We start from the raw sequence: 19,756 nt of genomic DNA on the forward strand, positions 1-19,756 counted from the left end.
TGAGATGAGCATGAAGGCACTTGTATATGAAGGACCTAGAGAGATGAACGTACGAGAGGTTCCCGTTCCGGAGCTGAAGCCGGACGAGGTTCTGATCCGGGTGAAGCGGGCGGGAATTTGCGGCTCCGAGCTTGGCGGCTATCTTGGTCATAACTCCCTCCGCAAGCCTCCGTTGATTATGGGCCATGAGTTTTCCGGAGTGATCGAACAAGTCAGCGAGCAGGTCAGCGGCTTCAAGACGGGGGATCGGGTAACGGCCAACCCGCTCGTTACCTGCGGGACTTGCCGGTATTGCCGGAACGGCGCATCCCAGCTATGCGGCAGCCGCCAATTGCTGGGCGCCCACCGTCCGGGAGCGTTCGCGCAATTCGTCGCCGTTCCGGCTCGCAACGTCTATCGCCTTAAGGAAAATATCTCGTTCGAAGAAGGCGCGCTTGCCGAGCCGTTCGCATGCGCGATCCACGTCTGCCGTCTGCTGCAGCTGGTGCCGACGGATCGCCTTCTGATCTACGGCGCGGGGCCGATCGGTTTGTTTGCGCTTCAGGCGGCGAAAGTGTACGGCGTACAGGATGCCGTTATCGTAGATTTGAATGAAGCAAGGCTTGAAATCGCCAAGGAGCTGGGCGGAATAACGGCTGCGAGCTTGAACGAGCTTCCGGAAGAGAGCCGAAGCGGTTTCGATGCGGCGATCGATGCCGTCGGGGCGCAGGCGACGAGACAGCTTAGTCTTGCGGCCGTTCGGGCCGGCGGCAAGGTTGTTTTTACGGGTTTGCATGAGGCGGACAGCACGCTGCCAATTAATGATATGATTCGAAGTGAAACGACGGTGAAGGGGGCATTCGCCTATTCTCAGGAGGACTTCGAAACGGCGCTGCTCTGGATCGGACAAGGCCGAACGAATCTGCTGCCATGGGCGGAGACGACGCCGCTAGGCGACGGCGCATCCGCGTTCGAGAAGCTGATCGGCGGTCCCGGCAAAATTGCCAAAATCTTTTTAACTCTGGAAGGAGAGGCCTTGTAAATATGAAGCTTGTGCAATTTTATCAACGAGAGGATCAGGAAAGAAAGCTTCAAGTCGGCGTCGTAAAAGGAGATAAGGAAGTCGTTGCCTTAAACGTTGCAGGAACGATGCGGGACGTCATTCAAACGGCTAATATTCGCTCGCTAGAAGAGGGAGCCGCTTATCGTCTGGATGAAGTGAAGCTGCTGTCTCCCTTGACCGATCCGGAGAAAATCATTTGTATCGGGCTTAACTATCACGATCATGTCATCGAGTCCAATATGCAGGTTCCGAAGGTTCCGGTGCTGTTTCCTAAGTACAACAATTGTTTGATCGGGCAAGACGATGAAGTGGTGATTCCAAGCGAAGTTACCCAATGCGATTATGAAGTGGAGCTGGCGGTCGTAATCGGCAAAACGGCCAAGAAGGTACCGCTTGAAAACGCGATGGATTATGTGTTCGGCTACACCGTTCTGAACGACGTAAGCGCGCGGGACATCCAACTGAATGAACCGCAGTGGACTCGGGGCAAAGCGATTGACGGCTTCGCACCGACGGGACCTTGGATTGTTACTGCCGACGAGATCGATAATCCGGGCAATCTCGGCATCTCGCTTACGCTGAACGGGGAGACGATGCAGAATTCCAATACGAAGGAACTGATCTTCGATATTCCGTATCTGGTTTCTTTTCTGTCCAACACGATTACGTTACGTCCAGGCGATATTATTAGCACAGGCACGCCACCGGGAGTCGGAATGGGCAAAAAACCGCAGGTGTGGCTAAAACATGGAGATGTTGTGGAAGCGACGGTAGAAGGCATCGGAACTCTTCGCAATACGTTTGCGGCGGAATGAGACTAACAATCGATGAGGTGCTGCGATGACCTGGGAAAATAAAGTTGTGATCGTGACGGGAGCCGGAGGCGGGATCGGACGCTCCGTCGCGCAGCGATTTGCAAGCGCAGGCGCCGCCGTTGTCGCGGTTGGGCGTACGCATAGCAAAGTACAAGACGTTGCCGACGAGATTGCGAATGCCGGCGGGCGCGCTGTCGCTATGGCGGCGGATGTGTCCTCCGAAGAAGACGTTACAAGGGTCATTGGGGATACGTATCGCGCTTTCGGGCGAATCGATGTGATGGTGAACAACGCGGCGGTCTGTCCGCAGGTGAGGCTTACGGATATGAGTCTGACCGAATGGAACGGCGTGATTACGAATAATTTGACGTCCGTGTTCCTGTTTTGCCGCGGGGTCATTCCTTATATGCTGGAGCAGGGCGGCGGCGCAATCGTGAACGTCAGCTCCGTTCATGCGTTGGCAACGCTGGACGGCTATTCCGCTTACTCCGCTTCAAAAGCGGGGATCGTCGGGCTGACTCGGGCCATCGCGCTCGATTACGCAAAGAATAATATTCGCGTGAACGCGGTGCTGCCGGGAGCCGTCCGAACGCCGATGCTGGAGAGCAGCGTGAAGAACCTGGATACGCCACGGGACGAAATTATGAAGCAGTGGGATCAGTCGCAGCCGATCGGCCGCGTCGGCCAGCCGGAAGAGATTGCCTCCGTCGTCCTGTTCGCCGCAAGCCCGGAAAACTCTTTTATGACAGGAACGACCTTGGTTGCCGACGGAGGAATGACGGCGGAGCTGTAGGGGAGAGTGCTTGGTTACATGACGTGAGGTTACCAAGTGCTCGCTGTTCCGACGAGACAAGCGTTTGATGAAAAAGCGACACCTATTCCGAATTTTCGGACGGTGTCTTTTTTTATGCATGGTTCCCATCCATTGTGATTATTACATTGAAAATTAATGTTGCGTTTACACAACCCAATTAGTAGTGTGTTTCATTAAGTTATTATGGTATTGTTTCCCTTGTAAACAAAATATTTGGGTGGTGGAGTGAACCGATATGATGTTGCCAGAGCCACAATCGAAAACATTTACTTCAATCATTAGCGAAATTGAAACGGGTCAAATAAAAATCCCTCAATTTCAACGAGACTTCGTATGGGATATTCAAAAGTCAGCTCAATTAATGGACAGCATTGTTAAAGGTTATCCGATAGGGACCTTTATTTTTTGGCGAACGAAAGAACGCTTAAGATCGGTTCGGAATCTTGGCAATATAACGCTTCCTGACCCAGTTGAAGGTGAGTTTGTAAGCTTTGTTTTGGATGGACAGCAACGATTAACAAGTTTGTTTGCGAGCCTAAAAGGGTCTCAGATTCAACGCGAAAGCGGTAAGGTAGATGATTACTCAGAAATTTATCTTGATTTGACCGCTACCGAGGACGATCAAATAGTGACTTTAGAGATCGTCGATAAAGAACCTGACTCATATATTAGATTGACCGATCTGTTATATGGCGGTTTTACACTGCTTGCCAAGTTTCCAGAACGATATCTTCGTCTACTTGAAGAATACAAAAGACGCATTGAAGCGTACAATTATTCTATTGTTCAAATAAAAGAGGCACCCATTGATATTGCAACGGAAATATTTACTCGGATTAATGTTGGAGGAAAACCACTCTCGGTATTTGAAATCATGATTGCGAAAACATTCGATGCGGAGAAAGATTTCGACTTATCCGAGAAATATAAAGCATTAATTGATGAATTACGTCCACTTGATTATGAAACGATTTCTGATGCAACCATACTTCAAACAGTGTCTGTAATATTGGAGAAGGAATGTCAGAAAAAAGTGATATTGAAACTGAATAAAGATCAATTTATTGCGATTTGGGACAAAGCTGTTGATGCAATTCAAAGGACAGTTGAATACTTCAAGTCCTTCTACCGCATTCCAGTTTCGCAACTACTGCCTTATAACGGTTTGATAATACCGTTCGCATATTTCTTTTCTAAACATCCGGATAAGCCGACTGGCGACATGCAAAAACGTCTTCAAGATTTTTTCTGGCGCGTCTCTCTTTCGGGAAGATACTCATCAGGCCTTGAAAGTAAAATTTCACAGGACATTAAACGAATCGATCAGATACTACAAAATGAGTTGCCTAAATATGATTGGCCGATTAACATCTCAGAGAAGTTTCTGATTGATAACGGTTGGTTTAGTGCAGGAAGAAGTTTTATTAAAGCGATTCTTTGTCTCTATACTTTCCACAAACCTGAATCTTTTAACGATGGATCACTCGTAAACATCAGCAATTATTGGCTTAAACAAGCGAATAGCAAAAATTATCATCATTTCTTTCCTCGTGCTTATCTGAAGAAAAAGGGAGAAGAGGAGTTTTACATCAATCATGTGTTGAACATTACGATCGTTGATGATTACCTGAATAAGCGAGAAATTGGCGCTCTCGCACCTTCTAAATATATGGCCAAGTTTAAAAAAGTGAATGCCGAACTAGATAAAACGATGGGGACGCATTTGATAGGTAACTTGGATGAGTTTGGAGTATGGTCAGATGATTATGAAAAGTTCTTTGAAGCAAGGGCCGTTGCTGTATGTAAAGAGCTAAGGAAGCGAACCATTTCACAAGCAATTGATGACAGCCAACTCATGGAGTTACCTTCAGAACAAGAAGAAGCAAATGTAGATGACGAATAAGGGACTCGTTTAAGGAGATGCAACGATAACCCGAATCGCAATGAGCAGAATAAAAAATCAGTGTGGACAAGCTTGTATCACGGCAGATCATGGGCTCCATGATACCAAAAGGAGAATCTCCGAGCTATGACGAATAATTCCAAACGAATCGATGTCATCCGTCTGGATGAGAACATGACTATCAAACCAACCGTTCATGATTCGTTGCAGTGGCTATCGCCGCTTGAGAAGCCGTTTCACATTGCAGGGTTTGCGTGGCTTGGTCAAGACAAAAGATATCGGCGATTGCCAACGTCCCCAACGCTGTCGCTGCCTCATGCCGTTGACGAACTGGCGAACTGCACGGCAGGCGGGCAAATCCGGTTCCGCACGAATTCTTCCAGATTGTCGCTTAGAGCGAAGCTGAGAGGGCCTAGCGATATGTATCATATGCCGGCGACAGGGCAGAGCGGATTCGATTGCTACTTGGGAGAGCCGGGAGACCAGCATTATCTCAGCACGGCGCGCTTTGACCCGGCCAGCACCGAATATGAAGCGGAGCTATACAATTGGGGCGAAAAAAGAGAGTTTTGCGTGACTTTGAATTTTCCTCTGTACCAGGGCGTGGAGGAAGTGTGGATCGGCGTGGAGCCCGATGCGGCAATCGGTTCCGCTCCAAGCTATGCCGACGACAAGCCCATCGTTATCTACGGCACGTCAATTACACAAGGCGGCTGTGCGACCCGCCCTGGAATGGCGTATTCGAATATTTTGAGCCGCTCAATTCCGTTGGAGTTTATGAACCTCGGTTTTTCCGGGAACGGCAAGGGCGAGCCGGAGGTTGCCCGGACGATTGCCGAGATTCCGAATCCGGCCATGCTTATTCTCGATTATGAAGCAAATTCGGGAACGATCGAAGATATTTCCACGACTTTGCCGCAATTTATACCTATTTATCGCGAACGCCATCCCGACGTGCCGATTGTGGTCGTATCCAAAATCCGGTTTGCGGGGGATCGCTATTACGAAGAGATGCGGATACTGCACGAGGGGAGAAAAAAAGTCCAGGAAGAGACGGTCATGCGGCTGCGCCAGCGGGGGGACGTTAATGTCCACTTTGTGGACGGGTCGAATCTGCTCGGCGAGGGGGCGGAAGAATGCACGGTAGACGGCGTGCACCCGACAGATCTTGGATTTCTGCGAATGGCGACGTCGTTAGAGCCTGTTATTAGGGAGCTTCTAGCTCAAACGAAGTACTGAGTTGACCAGGCTGCGCTCGGAGTGAAAAGGCGGTGAAAGATAAAGATACCCCTGAGCGGGTTTTCATACACGCCCTAGCGTTCGGCGCAAAAAAAAGCGGCACACGTTCCGAATACATTCGGACGGTGTCGCTTTTTTTTCATAGCATTTCGACTACGCAGCAGATCACTCCACATATCGCTTGCGCCCGGATGCCATGCCGAATATCGTCATGGCGCAGCCTATCGTTACCATAACGGCGATCGGCCACTTCCAAGATCCCGTTGCGTCATGCAGCAGGCCAAGCCCGATCGGGCCGAGGGCGGCTAGTACATAGCCCATCGATTGAGCCATACCGGACAAGGCGGCGGCGTCCGCCGCATGTTTCGTTCGCAATGCAAACAGCATAAACAACAGACTGATCGAAGCGCCTTGTCCGAGGCCCATGAGGACAACGGCTGCTGTGAGCGATGCCGCTTCATTGGAGAACAGCCCGATATAGCCGGTAATCGAGACCAGTCCCGCCGCAACGATCGCTAGCCGCTGATCCTTCATTCTCTCGGCGATAATCGGAATCAACAGGTTAACCGGGATCCCCATAATTTGCATCAGCGACAGCATGTAGCCGGCATGCTCGGAAGTAAATCCTTTGCTGATGAGCATATCGGGAAGCCAAGCGACGGCAATGTAGAAATTGAACGATTGCAGGCCCATAAACAGCGTAATTTGCCAAGCGAGGCCGGAGGTCCATACGTTCGTGCGGCGATGGCCGGATTCGGCTGTGCCGACGTTGGCGCGAGTTCTGGCGGCTCGCGCTTGAATCAGCCATGCGCAGAAGCCAAGCATGGATACAGCGCCCCACACGAGCAGTGTATTGCTCCAGCCGAGACCTGCTCTCTGAGCGAGCGGAACGCTTGTGGCGGCGGAAATCGCACCCACAAGCCCCATTGTCATACTATATAAGCCCGTCATCAGCCCGATGGAGTTGGTGAAATTTTTCTTCACGATACTGGGCAGCAGGACGTTGCATACGGCGATGGCAATGCCGATGCCGATCGTTCCGACGAACAGCATCGGGACTGAAGCGGCGCCGCGAATCGCGATTCCGGCTGTCATGATCAGTAAGCTGGCGGCAAGCGTGCGCTCAATGCCGAATTTACGAGCAAAGGCAGGGGCGAGCGGAGAGAAGATTGCGAACCCGATGAGCGGGATCGTCGTCAGCCAGCCCATCGCGCTCGTAGACAATCCTGTACTTTCGCGAATCATTGTCGCTAAAGGGGGCACAGAAGTAATAGCCGCCCTCATGTTGGCGGCGGCTAGAAGAATTGCTGAAATTAGTAGAATAAATGTTGAGCGGGACGGCGTCGCAGCGGCACGGCTCCTCAAATCGGTCGTATGCATGTTCAAAGTAGAGTTCTCCATTTGTTAGGCAAGATAAGACGGTTCTTGCTTATTAGTCATGTGAAGAATCATACCCCTGTGCGCAAAAGGTTGTCAAATACAGCAGAAACGACCTGCTCGGATACTTGCTCGGAAGAAAGCAAGGGGCCCGGAGGGCCGCAGCCCGCTTATCCCTTCCCTCAGTCTGATCATCGTCGCGCTCACCGAACAAGCTCCTTCTGGCGGAACCGGGAAGGAGCTATCCCTTTGTACTGCTTAAAAAGCTTGGTGAAATAGTTCGGGTTGTCACAGCCGATCCGACCGGCAATCTCTGTAACGGACAGCTCGGTCCTCAGAAGCAGCCGCTCGGCTTCGTTGACTCGGCAGAGATTGACGTACTCGATGAATGTGCGTCCGGTCAGCCTTTTGAACAGCTTGCAGAAATGATAAGGATTCAAGTTCAACTGTTTGGCGGCTTTGTCGACCGTGTGCCTCTCCGATAATTGGTTTTCGATTGATTGGATAAGAGTCTTGAAGCTTTCGCTATTATGAACGGGCCTGCGGCCCAATCGATCCAGCTGCTGCTGCGGGAAAAAGATTCTAGCAAGATAGGTCAGCAGCATATGAAGCTGAGAGACGATGATCGTCTGATAACCGGGTTGCTTGGCGACGAACTCTGTAGCGGCTTGATCCAGCAGAGAATAGTATTTCGCGCACGAAGCTTCGATTGCCGCGGGCTTAACCGGCAAGGAGGCGCGGCCCTCCAAATAAGGAAGGACATAACGAGCGTGAATTGTATCCTGAACCCAATGGTGAAAAAGCGAGGCGTTGAACACGATCGAGATATAGGCGATATGTCCCTCGCAAGTACTGAAGCCGGTATGCAGACCTCCGGCAGGCACGAACAACACGTCGCCGGGTCCAGCCTCGTAAGGTTGACTGTTAATATGGAAAATGCCGGAGCCTTGCTGCATGACAATGATTTCAAAGTGCTCGTGCCAGTGTAAAAAGAGGATGCAATCGTCTGTTTTCGCATGGCCGCAGTCGTTGAAAAAGAAATGAATCGGATAATCCTTGTCGGCGATATGGGTCATTTCCCGTAATTCCTGCGGGTAGGCCATTGTAAGCTCAACTCCCCAAAATACTGCGATTATTGCACAAGATAAGAAAGGTTGTAACCTGAAACAAACGATATAATGAGCCTATGCTCTATCCATTATAGCAATATAAGAGTGATCTACAAACAGGAGCTGTATCAGATTTTTAGACGTAAATACTCAAAATAAGGAGGCATTTGTTCATGGCTTCAAAATATAAAGTTGTTGTCGCAGGGTGCGGGGGAATGTCCAACGTCTGGATCGATTATGCGATGAAGCGACCGGATACGGAGATCGTGGCCTTGATCGATATTCAACTTGAGTTTGCGGAGAAAATGAGGGAGAGGAAAGGGCTGAAGTGCGGCGTCTTCTCCGATCTGCAGAGCGCTATCGAGCATACGGGAGCTAATCTGGTTTTTGATGTCACGATCCCTTCCAGTCATTTTCACATAAGCAAATCCGCTATGAGCTTAGGCTGCAACGTCTTTAGCGAGAAGCCGCTGGCCGAAACGATGGAGCACTGCAACGAGATTGTCCGGATCGCCGAGGAAACGGGACGCACGCATGCGGTGATGCAAAATCGCAGATACGATCCTCGTATTCGCTCGCTGCGACAGATGGTCGCTTCCGGGCAGATCGGCAACGTGGGGTTCATAGGCGCAGATTTCTTTATCGGCGCGCATTTCGGCGGATTCAGAGACGCAATGGCAAGCCCTCTGCTGCTCGATATGGCGATTCATACATTTGACCAAGCAAGATTGATTACGGGGGCCGTTCCGGTTTCCGTGTACTGTCACGAGTTTAACCCTAAAGGCTCATGGTACGCGGGTAACGCGGCGGCGATCTGCATTTTCGAAATGTCGGACGGCTTGGTGTTTAACTATCGAGGCTCGTGGTGCGCCGAAGGAGCGCCGACGTCATGGGAGGCGGAGTGGCGAATTGTTGGGGACCGGGGCACGGCAATCTGGGACGGCCTTAACCCGCCTTATGCGGAAGTCGTAGCGCCGGGACAGGAAGAAGGCCAATTCATCAAGGACTGTATTCGGATCGATCCGGAAATGAGCGCGTTCGAGAGGCGGACGACCGGGCATGATGGCTGTCTCGACGAGATGTTCCTTGCGCTGGAAGAGAGCCGGCCGGCGGAAACGGATTGCCGGGATAATCGGTATAGTATGGCGATGGTGCTGGCAGCTTTGGAGAGCGCAAGCAGCGGCCGAAAGGTGATGCTGGATACGATGCTGAGGCTGTAGCCGCTTCAATTCCGCTGAGAATTCAGAGGAGGATTTTGGTATATTAGTTGAGAGAGTCGAATGCATATCATGCGGAAAGAGGTCAAGCAATGAGGAAGCTTTTACAGATTTTGCTCGCAATAGCGCTCGTATCGGGAGCTAGCGCAGCTTTAGAGCCTAACGCCCGCTATGCGGATGCGGCTGGCGCAACTCCGAAAATCGTGGAGATTATCGGCAAAGATACGATGCTAATGGACGATGGAACATTATGGACAACCCTTTACGGCTTTAAGAAATTCCGTTTTTCCTCGGATCTTGCGACGATTTCGGAACGCGGCCTGGGAATTTCAAAAGCCGGGAGATTAATGGAGTATTACGATGACTCCGAACCGCTGCTCGCGCCGGATCCATCCGCCATCAAAGAGATAGCCGGCGGCTACTGGCTGAGGAGCGACGGAACGGTATGGGGGAACTATGAGCAGCTAAAAGGAATCGAGCGGGTACTGCATATTGCTTATGGAAACGACGATTCCGAAGGCTTAACGCGTGCCAGCTTCGCCATGCTGCAGCAAAACGGGGACTTGCTGCTTAAAGATCACTATGCCCAAGGCAAGAACCTTAAGCTTGGAACGATTGCCAATCCGACAGCCGTTGCCTCTATGGTCGCGATGGCTGGCAAGGTGGCTCTGCTCTTCGATTCGGGAGAAGTCGTCGTTTACGAGTCGACGAATTTCGACGACAACGGCACAATCCTTCCGGTTACGGTGGCGCAAGGCGTCAAACATATTGCATACACGCCCGGCACACCGACGCAAGTACTGCTCGTTACCCTCAAGGACGGAACCGTATGGCAAACGGGCGACTATCAGGGACGCTGGAAGCTGGATCATCAAGTTTCCGGCCTGACAGCCATCGCGAGAACGGTGCATTACGCGGATTCGAAACAGTTTTACGCGCAACGCGAAGACGGAAGCTGGGTCCTGTTCAACAACGGAGATATCGTTCCGTTTGAAGGGCCGGAGGTCGAAGCGGTGGATGTCTCCCTATCCGAGCTTAAGCCTCTCGTCGGAGATACGCTGAAGCTAGGCATTCAGGAGACGTATTCCAACGGCGCCAAGATCAAGGTGGAGCCGAACAAAACGAACGTTAAGGTGGACAAGCCGCACTTACTGCGTGTGAGTTCAGACGGAAAGCTGCAGGTGCTTGGGGTAGGCGAGGCTCAAGTTACTGTGACGACCGGCGGCATGGAAAAAACAATGAAGGTTTCCGCCAGCCTGCCGAACAATCTCACGTATGCCAAGCTCGTTGCCGGCAACGTATTCGTTCCGGTGAAGGCCGTCGTGAAAGCGCTGGGAGGAACGGTGTCCTCCGCAAGCGGAGCGATGGAAGCGAAAATCGGCGATACCGCCTTTTCCTTCAAGCCGGGGGACAAGAACGCCAAGCTGAACGGCGAAACGATTGCGCTTCCTGCAGCGCCGTTCTCGGAAAAAGGGGAGACGTATATTCCCGACTCCTTGCTGAAAGCGGCTGTTGGCGTAAAGGTTAAATGGGATAACAAATGGAAGTCGGCTGAAATCTCCTTCGGCGCCGATGCCAGGATGACGGTCGTATCCACCGAGACGGCAGGTCTCGTCAAGAAAGCGATGCAAGGCAGCTTGGCCGGTTTTATCGGCAAAAGCTACTGGGTTAATTATTTTGAAGGCTGGGATCGCTTCTCCAAAGTAACGGTCGTCGATGTCGTTCCGCAATCGTCGGGAGATTTCGTCGTCCAGTTCAAGAACGCGGCGGGCAAAACGCTGAAAGGTTATCCGATGTCTTCCGAATTCGTCAAGGAATTGTTTACGAACGAGGATTATCTCTTCAATTATGATCCGAAGAAGAAATACAAGTGGTCTACGGCGACATGGAATCAGATTAAAGCGGGTAAAGTGACGCTCGGGATGAACAAGGATCAGGTGAAAATGGCATGGGGCCGCCCGGCGGGAACCAGCATTACGACCGCGTCCGGGAAGAAAATTGAAACGTGGGTCTACTATAATTTCGATACGGTAGGCTTCGTGAACGGCAAAGTCATCTTGATTATCAATTAAAGTTGGAATACGCTCCTGAAATCTTAATGGTAAACCCGTGACAAGGTGATTTCAGGGGCGTATGAGGCAGTCTCCGGACTAATCACATGACCCATGGAGCTTCTAGATAATTACCACTCCCCTCGACTAACTTCCATTCGATTGGAAACGAAGCGGGTCATGTCTCCGATGTAGACGAATTAGCCCCTCTACCGTACTCTTTCATAAACATGAAAATAGTAAACGTACGGATTTCGCTCGTCTTGAATGCCTCCTTCAACCGATATTTCCTTCCATTCGTTGCGATCCAGTTCAGGGAAGAAGGTGTCTCCTTCAAACTCATGATGGATTTTTGTTATGTACATCTTGCTGACGTACGGCATGAACATCTTGTAAATCTGCTCGCCGCCAAAAATGAAAATCTCGGCTTCGTTTGCGCATAGATCGAATACGTCTTGAATCGAATGCGCGATTTCACAGCCTTCAATGGTCAGCCCGGTATCTCTTGACAAAATAATATTGCGACGTCCAGGCAAAACTCTGCCTATGGATTCAAAGTTTTTTCGTCCTAAAATGATAGGACGCCCCTCAGTCGTCTTCCTTACAAACTTCCAATCGTTAGGAATTCTCCACGGAATATCGTTCTCTTTTCCAATGACCCTGTTTCTGTCCATAGCGGCAATTAATGAAATTTGCAACTTAAAGCCTCCGCTCTATCCAATCTCAGCTTAGTTGATATGAATTCGACATGCAGCGCGATAATCTTGCCGGCGGTTACAAGATCTCGGAAAAAAGGTTGCGATTTTAGCAATCCGCTTTTATTATGGAATTATGATTAATGTAATTATGATTTAATTAATTAAAATATTAATCCTAAAGGGCGGATTTAAGATGGCCAACCGAATTGTCATTCACGCAGACCGAGCGAAGGGCACGATCAACCGCAACATTTACGGACATTTCTCCGAGCATCTCGGACGATGTATTTACGAGGGGCTCTGGGTTGGGGAGGATTCTCCGATTCCGAATACCGATGGAATTCGCAATGACGTACTGCAGGCATTGAAGCAGCTCCAAATTCCGGTTCTAAGATGGCCGGGAGGCTGTTTTGCGGACGAATATCATTGGAAGGACGGAGTCGGTCCAAGAGAAAACCGCAAGCGTATGGTCAACACGCATTGGGGAGGAGTTGTAGAAAACAATCATTTCGGAACGCATGAGTTTATGAGGCTTTGCGAGCTGCTCGAATGCGAGCCTTACATTAACGGCAACGTAGGCAGCGGCACCGTTCAGGAAATGTCCGAATGGGTCGAGTATTTGACGTTCGACGGCGTATCGCCGATGGCTGAGTGGCGCAAGGGCAACGGACGGGAGCAGCCGTGGCAGGTGAAATATTTCGGCGTCGGCAACGAGAACTGGGGCTGCGGCGGCAACATGCGCCCGGAATATTATGCTGATCTCTATCGTCGCTTCCAAACCTATGTCCGCAGCTACGGGGACAACCGGATTCATAAAATCGCTTGTGGACCGAGCGATGCCGACTATCCGTGGATGGAAACGCTGATGAAGCAAGCCCATCGTTTTATGGATGCCATCACCCTGCATTATTATACGATTCCGGGCTCCTGGTCGGAGAAAGGCTCCGCCACCGGTTTTCCCGAATCCGAATGGACGATCACGTTGCGTAAGGCTCTGCATATGGAGGAACTGATCACCAGGCACTCCGCGATTATGGATCAGTATGATCCGGACAAGCGCATCGGTCTGATCGTGGACGAGTGGGGGACGTGGTACGATGTCGAGCCGGGCACGAATCCGGGCTTCCTGTATCAACAGAATACGATACGAGACGCGCTTGTCGCCGGAATCACGCTGCACGTCTTTCATCGTCACAGCGACCGCGTACGCATGGCGAATATCGCGCAGCTCGTCAACGTACTGCAGTCCGTCGTGCTCACGGAAGGAGAGCGCATGCTTCTGACGCCGACCTATCATGTTTTCGACTTGTTTAAGGTTCACCAGGATGCGGAATTGCTGGACCTGCACGAGGCTGTTGATCAGATCGGAAGCGGCCGCGAAGGTTTGCCGCAAATTTCCGCATCCGCTTCGCGAGACGCCGAGGGCCGTATCCACTTGAGTCTGTGCAACTTGGATCATCAATCGAGCGCAACCGTTGCAATTGAGCTGAGAGGCTGGGCAGAAGAGGTTATTCTGGTGAATGGCTCGATTCTCGCCTCGGAGCAGACGGACGGTCACAATACGTTCGACACCCCCGATCGGGTTGCGCCGGCTACATTTACCGACTTCACCGTTGCAGCTAATCGACTGACGGCTAATCTGCCACCGATGTCTGTCGCTGTTCTGGAACTGACTTCGCGTCAATGAGGACGGCGATGGTCGGCGATCCGCTGTGCAAGGGCTGCCGGGACGACTACCGGGTATCCGAGGAACGAATAGACAAGATGTTGGCCACGCCGCTGTTCCGTTCCGATAGCGGTGTCTGCGTTCCGGACGACGTCTATCAAGAGCGGTTAAGCCTGTGCCGCGATTGCTCGAAGCTGATTGGAGGGCATACGTGCGCGTTGTGCGGATGCTTCGTCAGAATCGCCGCCAAGCTCAAGGACAAAAGCTGTCCCGCGCCTGGAGGAACCGGCTGGCGGCGTTACTCGGATGGATCATAGATTGCGGTATTCCTGCGGCGTCATGTTCATCTGCTTTTTGAAAAAACGAATGAACGACAAAGCCGAGTCGTAACCTACCATTCCGGCGATTTCGTATATTTTGTGGTGACTGCTTTTGAGCAGCTCCTTTGATCGGTTTAAGCGGCACATGTTCACATAGTCGGAGATGCCGACTCCCGTTGCTTGCATGTACAAACGGGACAAATATACCGGGTTCAAATGGACGACTTCCGCGAGCCGAGTCAGCGACAACTCCTCGGAAATATGCTGCTCGATATAATCGTTAAGCCAGTGGATTAGATTTTCTTTGCCCTCGTCCTTGGCTTCGGCCGCGTTGGACTCAAAGATACGTTCAGACATTGACGCGAAGATAAGCTTCATTTCCTCCCAGGATAGATCGGGATTCGCCTTCGTCAGCTTGTCCACGTTCACCTGGGCCAACAAAGAAGGCGTCGGAGGATGAAGGCGAAGATAGGACAGAAATACGGAAGCCAAGTTGTGATGGACCTCCAGCTTCAGAAAGCCGGAGTCGGAGTGTCTGATCATGTCGGTCATAATCTCTGCAAATAACTGATCGAATTCCGCTTTTGCTCCGCTCTTCAGATAGCGGCCAAGCAGCTCGATTTTTTTAATGACAAAGCCTTGCAGTTTATACTGCGCCGCCGCTGCGGCTGACGGATTGTCCAAATCGGCAAGCATACGATCCGTCAGCCGCAGTTCTTTGCCCGCGCCTAGCCGGCTTAGGAACAGGGAGAGCAGCCGGTCGAACAGCTCCGTCAGCCGGCCTGCCGGAACCGGCTCCTCGCCCAGCGCGAAGGAGAACGATAGCTTAAACAGATCGCGGCAAGTGGCTTGGATGGTCATCACGGTTTCGAACACGAAGATGAACGTTCGGGCCCATATCTCCTGGTCCGGCTGCTGCTCGCGTTCCGCGGTCAGGATTTCTTTGGGCTGAAGCAGGCAGACCAGCTTGGATTGTTCGACTGTCGCGGATACGAGAATGACGGAGACATTCAGCAGCTCTTCGATCACGTTCCGTGCGGCATACAGCAGCAGCTTGCGTTCGGACGTATCCGTAATTGACGCCCAGTCGTCGACTTTGCCGACAAGCACATACATGGGCAGCTCGCTCCGCAATGGAATGCCAAGCTCACGGAACTGCTCGTTGGTGTTGCGAACATCCGCTTTGCCGTACAGCATATTGTGCAAATATTGCTCCTGAAGCAACGGGATCATCTGCCGTTTCTGCATCTGCGCTTCGTGAAGCTGCTTCATTGCGGCATATTCGTCGTTAAGCGCGGCGACCGCCCTATGAATGGCATTAATAATCGCCTCATCCTGCTCGAATTTCAGGATGAAGTCGAAGCCGCCGCCGGAAATCGCGCTCTTGGCATAATGGAACTCATCGTAGCTGGTGAGGAAGATCACCTTGCAGCGCGGCCAGTATTTGCGGATTTCGTGAAGCAGCTCGATTCCTTCCATTCCGGGCATCTTAATATCGGTCAGCACGATGTCGATTTTGATCCGCTTGAGCGTGTCCAACGCCTCGAAGGCCGAATACGCTTTGTACATCTCCAGCTTCAACTGCTCCTGCTCGCCGATCAGCCGCTCCATTCGATCGACAATATAGGGCAGATCATCCACCACCATCATTCGATACATGCGCATCCTCCGTCTCATCTATATAAGTTGAACCAATGGGGGGAAGCCCATTGCATTCCAAAAGAGATGGTTTTGCCGACTTCGGACAGGTTGTTTTGGGCTGCTGGGCTTGATAAGACCTTCAGAGGTAAGCAGCTCAAAGCCAAAACTCGCGGCAAAACCATCCTCTTTTTCCATTCCATTGGGTTACTTCTTCGATGTATCTTTGGTTCAACTTATATTTTTTAATTTAATTGAAATCATCACGCATAACCCGCCAAGCTGCGATCGGCACAGTGTCAGACCGCTGTCCGAGCCGTACATCAGCCGCAAACGGCGATGAACGTTAATCAGGCCTGTAGGTTCCTCCCCCTTGATCTCCGTCGTGTCAAGCTGCTCAGACAAAGCGGCGATTGCGGCATCGTCCAGGCTTTGTCCGTTGTCCTCGACTAGAATGGTTAGACAGCCGTTTTCAACCTTGTGGTGAAGCCATAGTTCTCCGCGCTCGCTATGGCGGACAAGTGCATATTTATAGGCGTTCTCGATAATCGGCTGTACGATTAGGCGGGGGACGGGGATAGCGTTGAGAAATTCAGGAAGCGGTTCCATCTCGACGTCGATGCGATCCCCGTAACAGACCGTTTGAATATCTACATAGGTTCGCGCATGACGCATTTCTTCTTGAAGGAGAATGAGATCCTCGGCATTTTTGGTGATAAAGCGGTAGTAATCGCGCAAGTAATTGACGAAGCCGAACGCTTTGTTGTATTCCTTGTCAGAGATTAGGCCGCCCATGATGAAGAAGCAATTGTACAGAAAGTGCGGGTTGATCTGTGCCTGAAGCCGCTTAAGCTCCGACCTCTGCGTGCTAATCTCCTTCTCGTACACCTCATGAATCAAAACGTTCAGTTGAGAGACCATACGGTTAAAGCCCTCGAACAAATAGCGAAATTCGTCCTTGGCCTCCGTCTCCGCAATCGGCACGAACCGGCCTTGCTGCACGATACGGAAAGCGGAGACGAGTCTTCGCATCGGGTTATGAATAAGGCGATACAGCGCCAGAGCAAGCAGCAGAATGACGGCGATCGAGACGGCCAGAATGACCCATACCCATTTTTCGTAACTTTTTAATTCTCCCAGCACTTTCTCGTCCGGAATAAAAACAAACAGGGAGAGCTGCAGGGCTTCGGAGGAGACATAGGATTCCCAGTACGTCGTGCCGCCCAGCTTGACCGACCCGGCGCCGGATCGGTTCGTTTTGCCGGCGGCGAGCGACTTGAGACTTTGCACCGTTTGCTCGTCTCGGGAGCTGGAGAGCGCCCAGTGCTCCTCTGTATGGACAAGCAGAAAATCTCCCTGCTGCGGGTTCACGATATTTTGCAGGCTGTTTTTCAACTGGGAGGCGGACAGCTCGAACATTACGACAAACAGAGGCGGCCGATCCAAAGAAGTGGACATCGGATAGCGCAAGCTCAGATAGAAGCGGCCGTCCTGTAATTGCACGATCCGGTTGGGGTCTACGCTTCTGGATAATTTGTCGATTTCGTCCGGATTTTGCAGCTTGTCCTCGTCGGTCAAGCCGTTTGGCGTAATGACTCTGTCCATTGAAGGGAAATAGATCATCGGTTTTTCCACGAACAGACTGGACGCTTTGACCATTTGCAACCTTTTCTGTAAAACCTTCACCTTATCGAGAAGGTCCGGATCGCTAAAGTCATGGGAAACCCCTATGAGCATCGGGTCGTTATCGACCAATAGTTCATAAAAAATTTGCGAAAGGCGCTTAATTTCCTGCTCGAGATTTTGCATATAAAACTGATCGCGACTGCTCACGGAACGAGTAATTTCGCTGCGAATGCTGTCCGAGCCCTGCTTATTCAGCAGCATTGTCAGCCCGTAGAACGGCAGCAATACGCTCAAAAACGTCAACGACAGCCTCGTAAAAATCGACATTTTCACGAACACAGCCTCCCGCCAGCTTAAGTAGAACCTATCATATAGAGTTCCCAAGCGAATCGTCAAGTCAAACGGCGTCTGCTACCGATGCAGAAGTTTACAAATGTATATAAAAGTTGAGGAATGCCTGTGGTTGCCCGTTTGCCTGGACGGTATAGTGAATTCAGGCAAACCAATTCAACATAATGAGGGGGCAGACAAATGAGCTTCACGATGAAAAAAGGGTTAGCGCTTTCTTGCGCGGCAGCTTTGCTGCTTGCGTCTGCGGCGTGCAGCAGTGCCAAGAATAATGCGCAGACAGAGGGCTCCGCATCACCTCAGGCAACGGCGACGACATCGTCACAGCCATCGGATAGCGCGGCTGCGACCGGCAAATACGATCCTCCGATCACGCTTACGACGGTTAGAGCAAACGATACGGCCTTGTTCACCGAAGGACAGACGATGGACAAGAACGCGATCTACGACGCTTACGAACAAGACTTGGGCATTACGCTCAAGAACAATTGGGTTGTCGACACCAAGGAGTATGATTCCAAGCTGAAAATCAGTATTGCCGCCAACGATCTGCCGGATTTCTTCAAGGTGTCGGCCGAGGATTTGCCGCGTCTGGTCGAATCCGATATGGTGATGGATCTGACGGAAGTATTCGAGCAATATGCCAGCGAAGAGACGAAAAAGCTGGTCGTGTCCGACGGCGGCAAGCAGATGCAATCCGCTACGTTCGACGGCAAGCTGATGGCGATCCCCCAGACGAACAGTCCATTTAACGCTGCGTCATTCGTCTGGGTGCGTCAGGACTGGCTGCAGGAAATGAATCTGCCGGAGCCTAAGACGATGCAGGACTTGCTGCAAATTTCCGAGGCGTTCGCATCGAGAAATACGGGCGGCAAAGGCAAAGCGTTCGGACTGGGATTGGACAAGGATCAGATCGGTTCGCCGATCGGCTTCCTTAACGGCTACCATGCCTATCCGGGGCAATGGGTGAAGGACAGCTCGGGCAAACTTGTCTATGGCAGTACCCAGCCTGAGGTGAAGACGGCGCTTAAGCAGCTCCAGGATATGTACAAAGCCGGGCAGATCGATCCGGAGGTTGCGGTCAACGACAATGCGAAAATGCTGGAGCAGGTCTCCAACGACCGCGTAGGTATGCTGTTCGGAGCTTTCTGGTACAGCGCGGCGATGCAGGATGCGGTGGTCAAGGACGGCAAGGTAACCCAGGAGTGGGGCGTATATACGATTCCGTCCGTTGATGGCGATCCCGCAATGTCGCAGGTGTCGGCTTCAGTCGCTTCGTACTATGTCGTCAATAAAAATGCGGAGCATCCGGAAGCCGTAATGAAGGTGCTGAACCAATGGGTAGATGCGCTGCTGGGAGGGAAGCCGGCGGATGGAGATCCGCGCGCTGTCTACAGCTTCGGCAAAGAGCTGAAGGACATGGGCAACGAAGCGTGGGCGATCAATCCGCTCACGATCTTTATCCAGGATCTATACGTCCAAGGCGGTCAGCATTTAGGCAAAGCGCTGGACACGGGAGACACCTCGGCGATCGAATGGAGCGGCGACCTGAAAAACCGCTACGACCAGGTCAAGAAATTCGAAGCCGGCGATACGACGTTCTGGTACCAGGTCGATATTGCGGGCAAAGGCGGGGCCTTCGAGAAAATGTACGAGTATTCCCAGCAGAACAGATATCATTTCGATGAGTTTTACGGAGTTGCAACACCGACGATGGCCGAGCGGGGCGATTTGTTGAAGACGAAGGAGCAAGAGGTTTTCACTAAGATTATTATCGGTGCTGCATCGATCGACGAGTTCGACAAGTTTGTTGCCGATTGGACCAAGCTGGGCGGCGACAAGATTACGGAAGAAGTGAACGAGTGGCACGCATCAAGACAATAGATAAGAACT

Annotated in this window: 15 protein-coding genes; 10 read left to right on the top strand and 5 right to left on the bottom strand. The window is 51.5% G+C overall.

The annotated features are described in order from the left end of the window. Positions 1-4: 4 nt before the first annotated feature. The 5 genes from DFP98_RS01070 to DFP98_RS01090 all read left to right on the top strand — a co-directional run bounded on the left by DFP98_RS01070 (position 5) and on the right by DFP98_RS01090 (position 5,813). Positions 5-1,021: a galactitol-1-phosphate 5-dehydrogenase gene (locus DFP98_RS01070; protein ID WP_246016360.1), complete on the top strand. Its 1,017-nt coding sequence runs from the start codon at positions 5-7 to the stop codon at positions 1,019-1,021. A gap of 2 nt (positions 1,022-1,023) precedes the next feature. Continuing rightward, complete coding sequence (locus DFP98_RS01075; RefSeq protein WP_116058704.1) at positions 1,024-1,857, top strand: fumarylacetoacetate hydrolase family protein; 834 nt, start codon at positions 1,024-1,026, stop codon at positions 1,855-1,857. Positions 1,858-1,882: 25 nt separating this feature from the next. Continuing rightward, a complete protein-coding gene (locus DFP98_RS01080; RefSeq protein ID WP_116058705.1) occupies positions 1,883-2,650 on the top strand; it encodes an SDR family NAD(P)-dependent oxidoreductase in 768 nt (255 codons plus the stop codon). 256 nt (positions 2,651-2,906) lie between these two features. Continuing rightward, positions 2,907-4,574, top strand: coding sequence for a DUF262 domain-containing protein (locus tag DFP98_RS01085; RefSeq protein WP_116058706.1), 1,668 nt, complete (start codon positions 2,907-2,909; stop codon positions 4,572-4,574). A gap of 126 nt (positions 4,575-4,700) precedes the next feature. Beyond that, positions 4,701-5,813 carry an SGNH/GDSL hydrolase family protein gene (locus DFP98_RS01090; protein ID WP_116058707.1) on the top strand — a complete coding sequence of 371 codons (1,113 nt, stop codon included), beginning with the start codon at positions 4,701-4,703 and terminating at the stop codon, positions 5,811-5,813. A 165-nt stretch (positions 5,814-5,978) separates the two neighbouring features. Here the strand turns inward: DFP98_RS01090 and DFP98_RS01095 are convergent, their stop codons facing one another. Beyond that, positions 5,979-7,193, bottom strand: a complete 1,215-nt coding sequence (locus tag DFP98_RS01095) for a CynX/NimT family MFS transporter (protein ID WP_116058926.1) — start codon at positions 7,191-7,193, stop codon at positions 5,979-5,981. Positions 7,194-7,393: 200 nt separating this feature from the next. Beyond that, complete coding sequence (locus tag DFP98_RS01100) at positions 7,394-8,293, bottom strand: helix-turn-helix transcriptional regulator (protein WP_116058708.1); 900 nt, start codon at positions 8,291-8,293, stop codon at positions 7,394-7,396. Between the two features lie 179 nt (positions 8,294-8,472). Between DFP98_RS01100 and DFP98_RS01105 the strand changes: the two genes are divergently transcribed. Both DFP98_RS01105 and DFP98_RS01110 read left to right on the top strand, forming a co-directional pair. Beyond that, positions 8,473-9,519, top strand: a complete 1,047-nt coding sequence (locus DFP98_RS01105; RefSeq protein ID WP_116058709.1) for a Gfo/Idh/MocA family protein — start codon at positions 8,473-8,475, stop codon at positions 9,517-9,519. A gap of 89 nt (positions 9,520-9,608) precedes the next feature. Beyond that, the gene (locus DFP98_RS01110; protein WP_116058710.1) at positions 9,609-11,588 is read left to right on the top strand and encodes a copper amine oxidase N-terminal domain-containing protein; all 1,980 of its coding nucleotides are present in this window, start codon (positions 9,609-9,611) and stop codon (positions 11,586-11,588) included. A gap of 188 nt (positions 11,589-11,776) precedes the next feature. Here DFP98_RS01110 and DFP98_RS01115 read toward each other — a convergent pair whose 3' ends face one another. After that, positions 11,777-12,265 (bottom strand): dihydrofolate reductase, encoded by a 489-nt coding sequence (locus DFP98_RS01115; protein ID WP_116058711.1) that lies wholly within the window; start codon positions 12,263-12,265, stop codon positions 11,777-11,779. A 193-nt stretch (positions 12,266-12,458) separates the two neighbouring features. Between DFP98_RS01115 and DFP98_RS01120 the strand changes: the two genes are divergently transcribed. Both DFP98_RS01120 and DFP98_RS01125 read left to right on the top strand, forming a co-directional pair. Beyond that, positions 12,459-13,952, top strand: coding sequence for an alpha-N-arabinofuranosidase (locus DFP98_RS01120; protein ID WP_116058712.1), 1,494 nt, complete (start codon positions 12,459-12,461; stop codon positions 13,950-13,952). An 8-nt stretch (positions 13,953-13,960) separates the two neighbouring features. Continuing rightward, positions 13,961-14,248, top strand: coding sequence for a DUF6171 family protein (locus tag DFP98_RS01125; RefSeq protein WP_116058713.1), 288 nt, complete (start codon positions 13,961-13,963; stop codon positions 14,246-14,248). Here DFP98_RS01125 and DFP98_RS01130 read toward each other — a convergent pair. Next, on the bottom strand, positions 14,243-15,910 hold the full coding sequence (locus DFP98_RS01130) for a response regulator (protein WP_220377040.1): 1,668 nt from the start codon (positions 15,908-15,910) through the stop codon (positions 14,243-14,245). The two genes, DFP98_RS01125 and DFP98_RS01130, sit on opposite strands and share 6 nt — an antisense overlap. A 210-nt stretch (positions 15,911-16,120) precedes the next feature. Next, positions 16,121-17,842, bottom strand: a complete 1,722-nt coding sequence (locus tag DFP98_RS01135; RefSeq protein ID WP_246016377.1) for a sensor histidine kinase — start codon at positions 17,840-17,842, stop codon at positions 16,121-16,123. Positions 17,843-18,046: 204 nt separating this feature from the next. On the opposite strand from DFP98_RS01135, the gene DFP98_RS01140 reads away from it, so the two are divergent. Then, positions 18,047-19,747 (top strand): type 2 periplasmic-binding domain-containing protein, encoded by a 1,701-nt coding sequence (locus tag DFP98_RS01140; protein WP_116058716.1) that lies wholly within the window; start codon positions 18,047-18,049, stop codon positions 19,745-19,747. Positions 19,748-19,756 lie beyond the last annotated feature (9 nt).

Source organism: Cohnella phaseoli, from assembly GCF_003386235.1.
GTDB classification, from domain to species: domain Bacteria; phylum Bacillota; class Bacilli; order Paenibacillales; family Paenibacillaceae; genus Cohnella; species Cohnella phaseoli.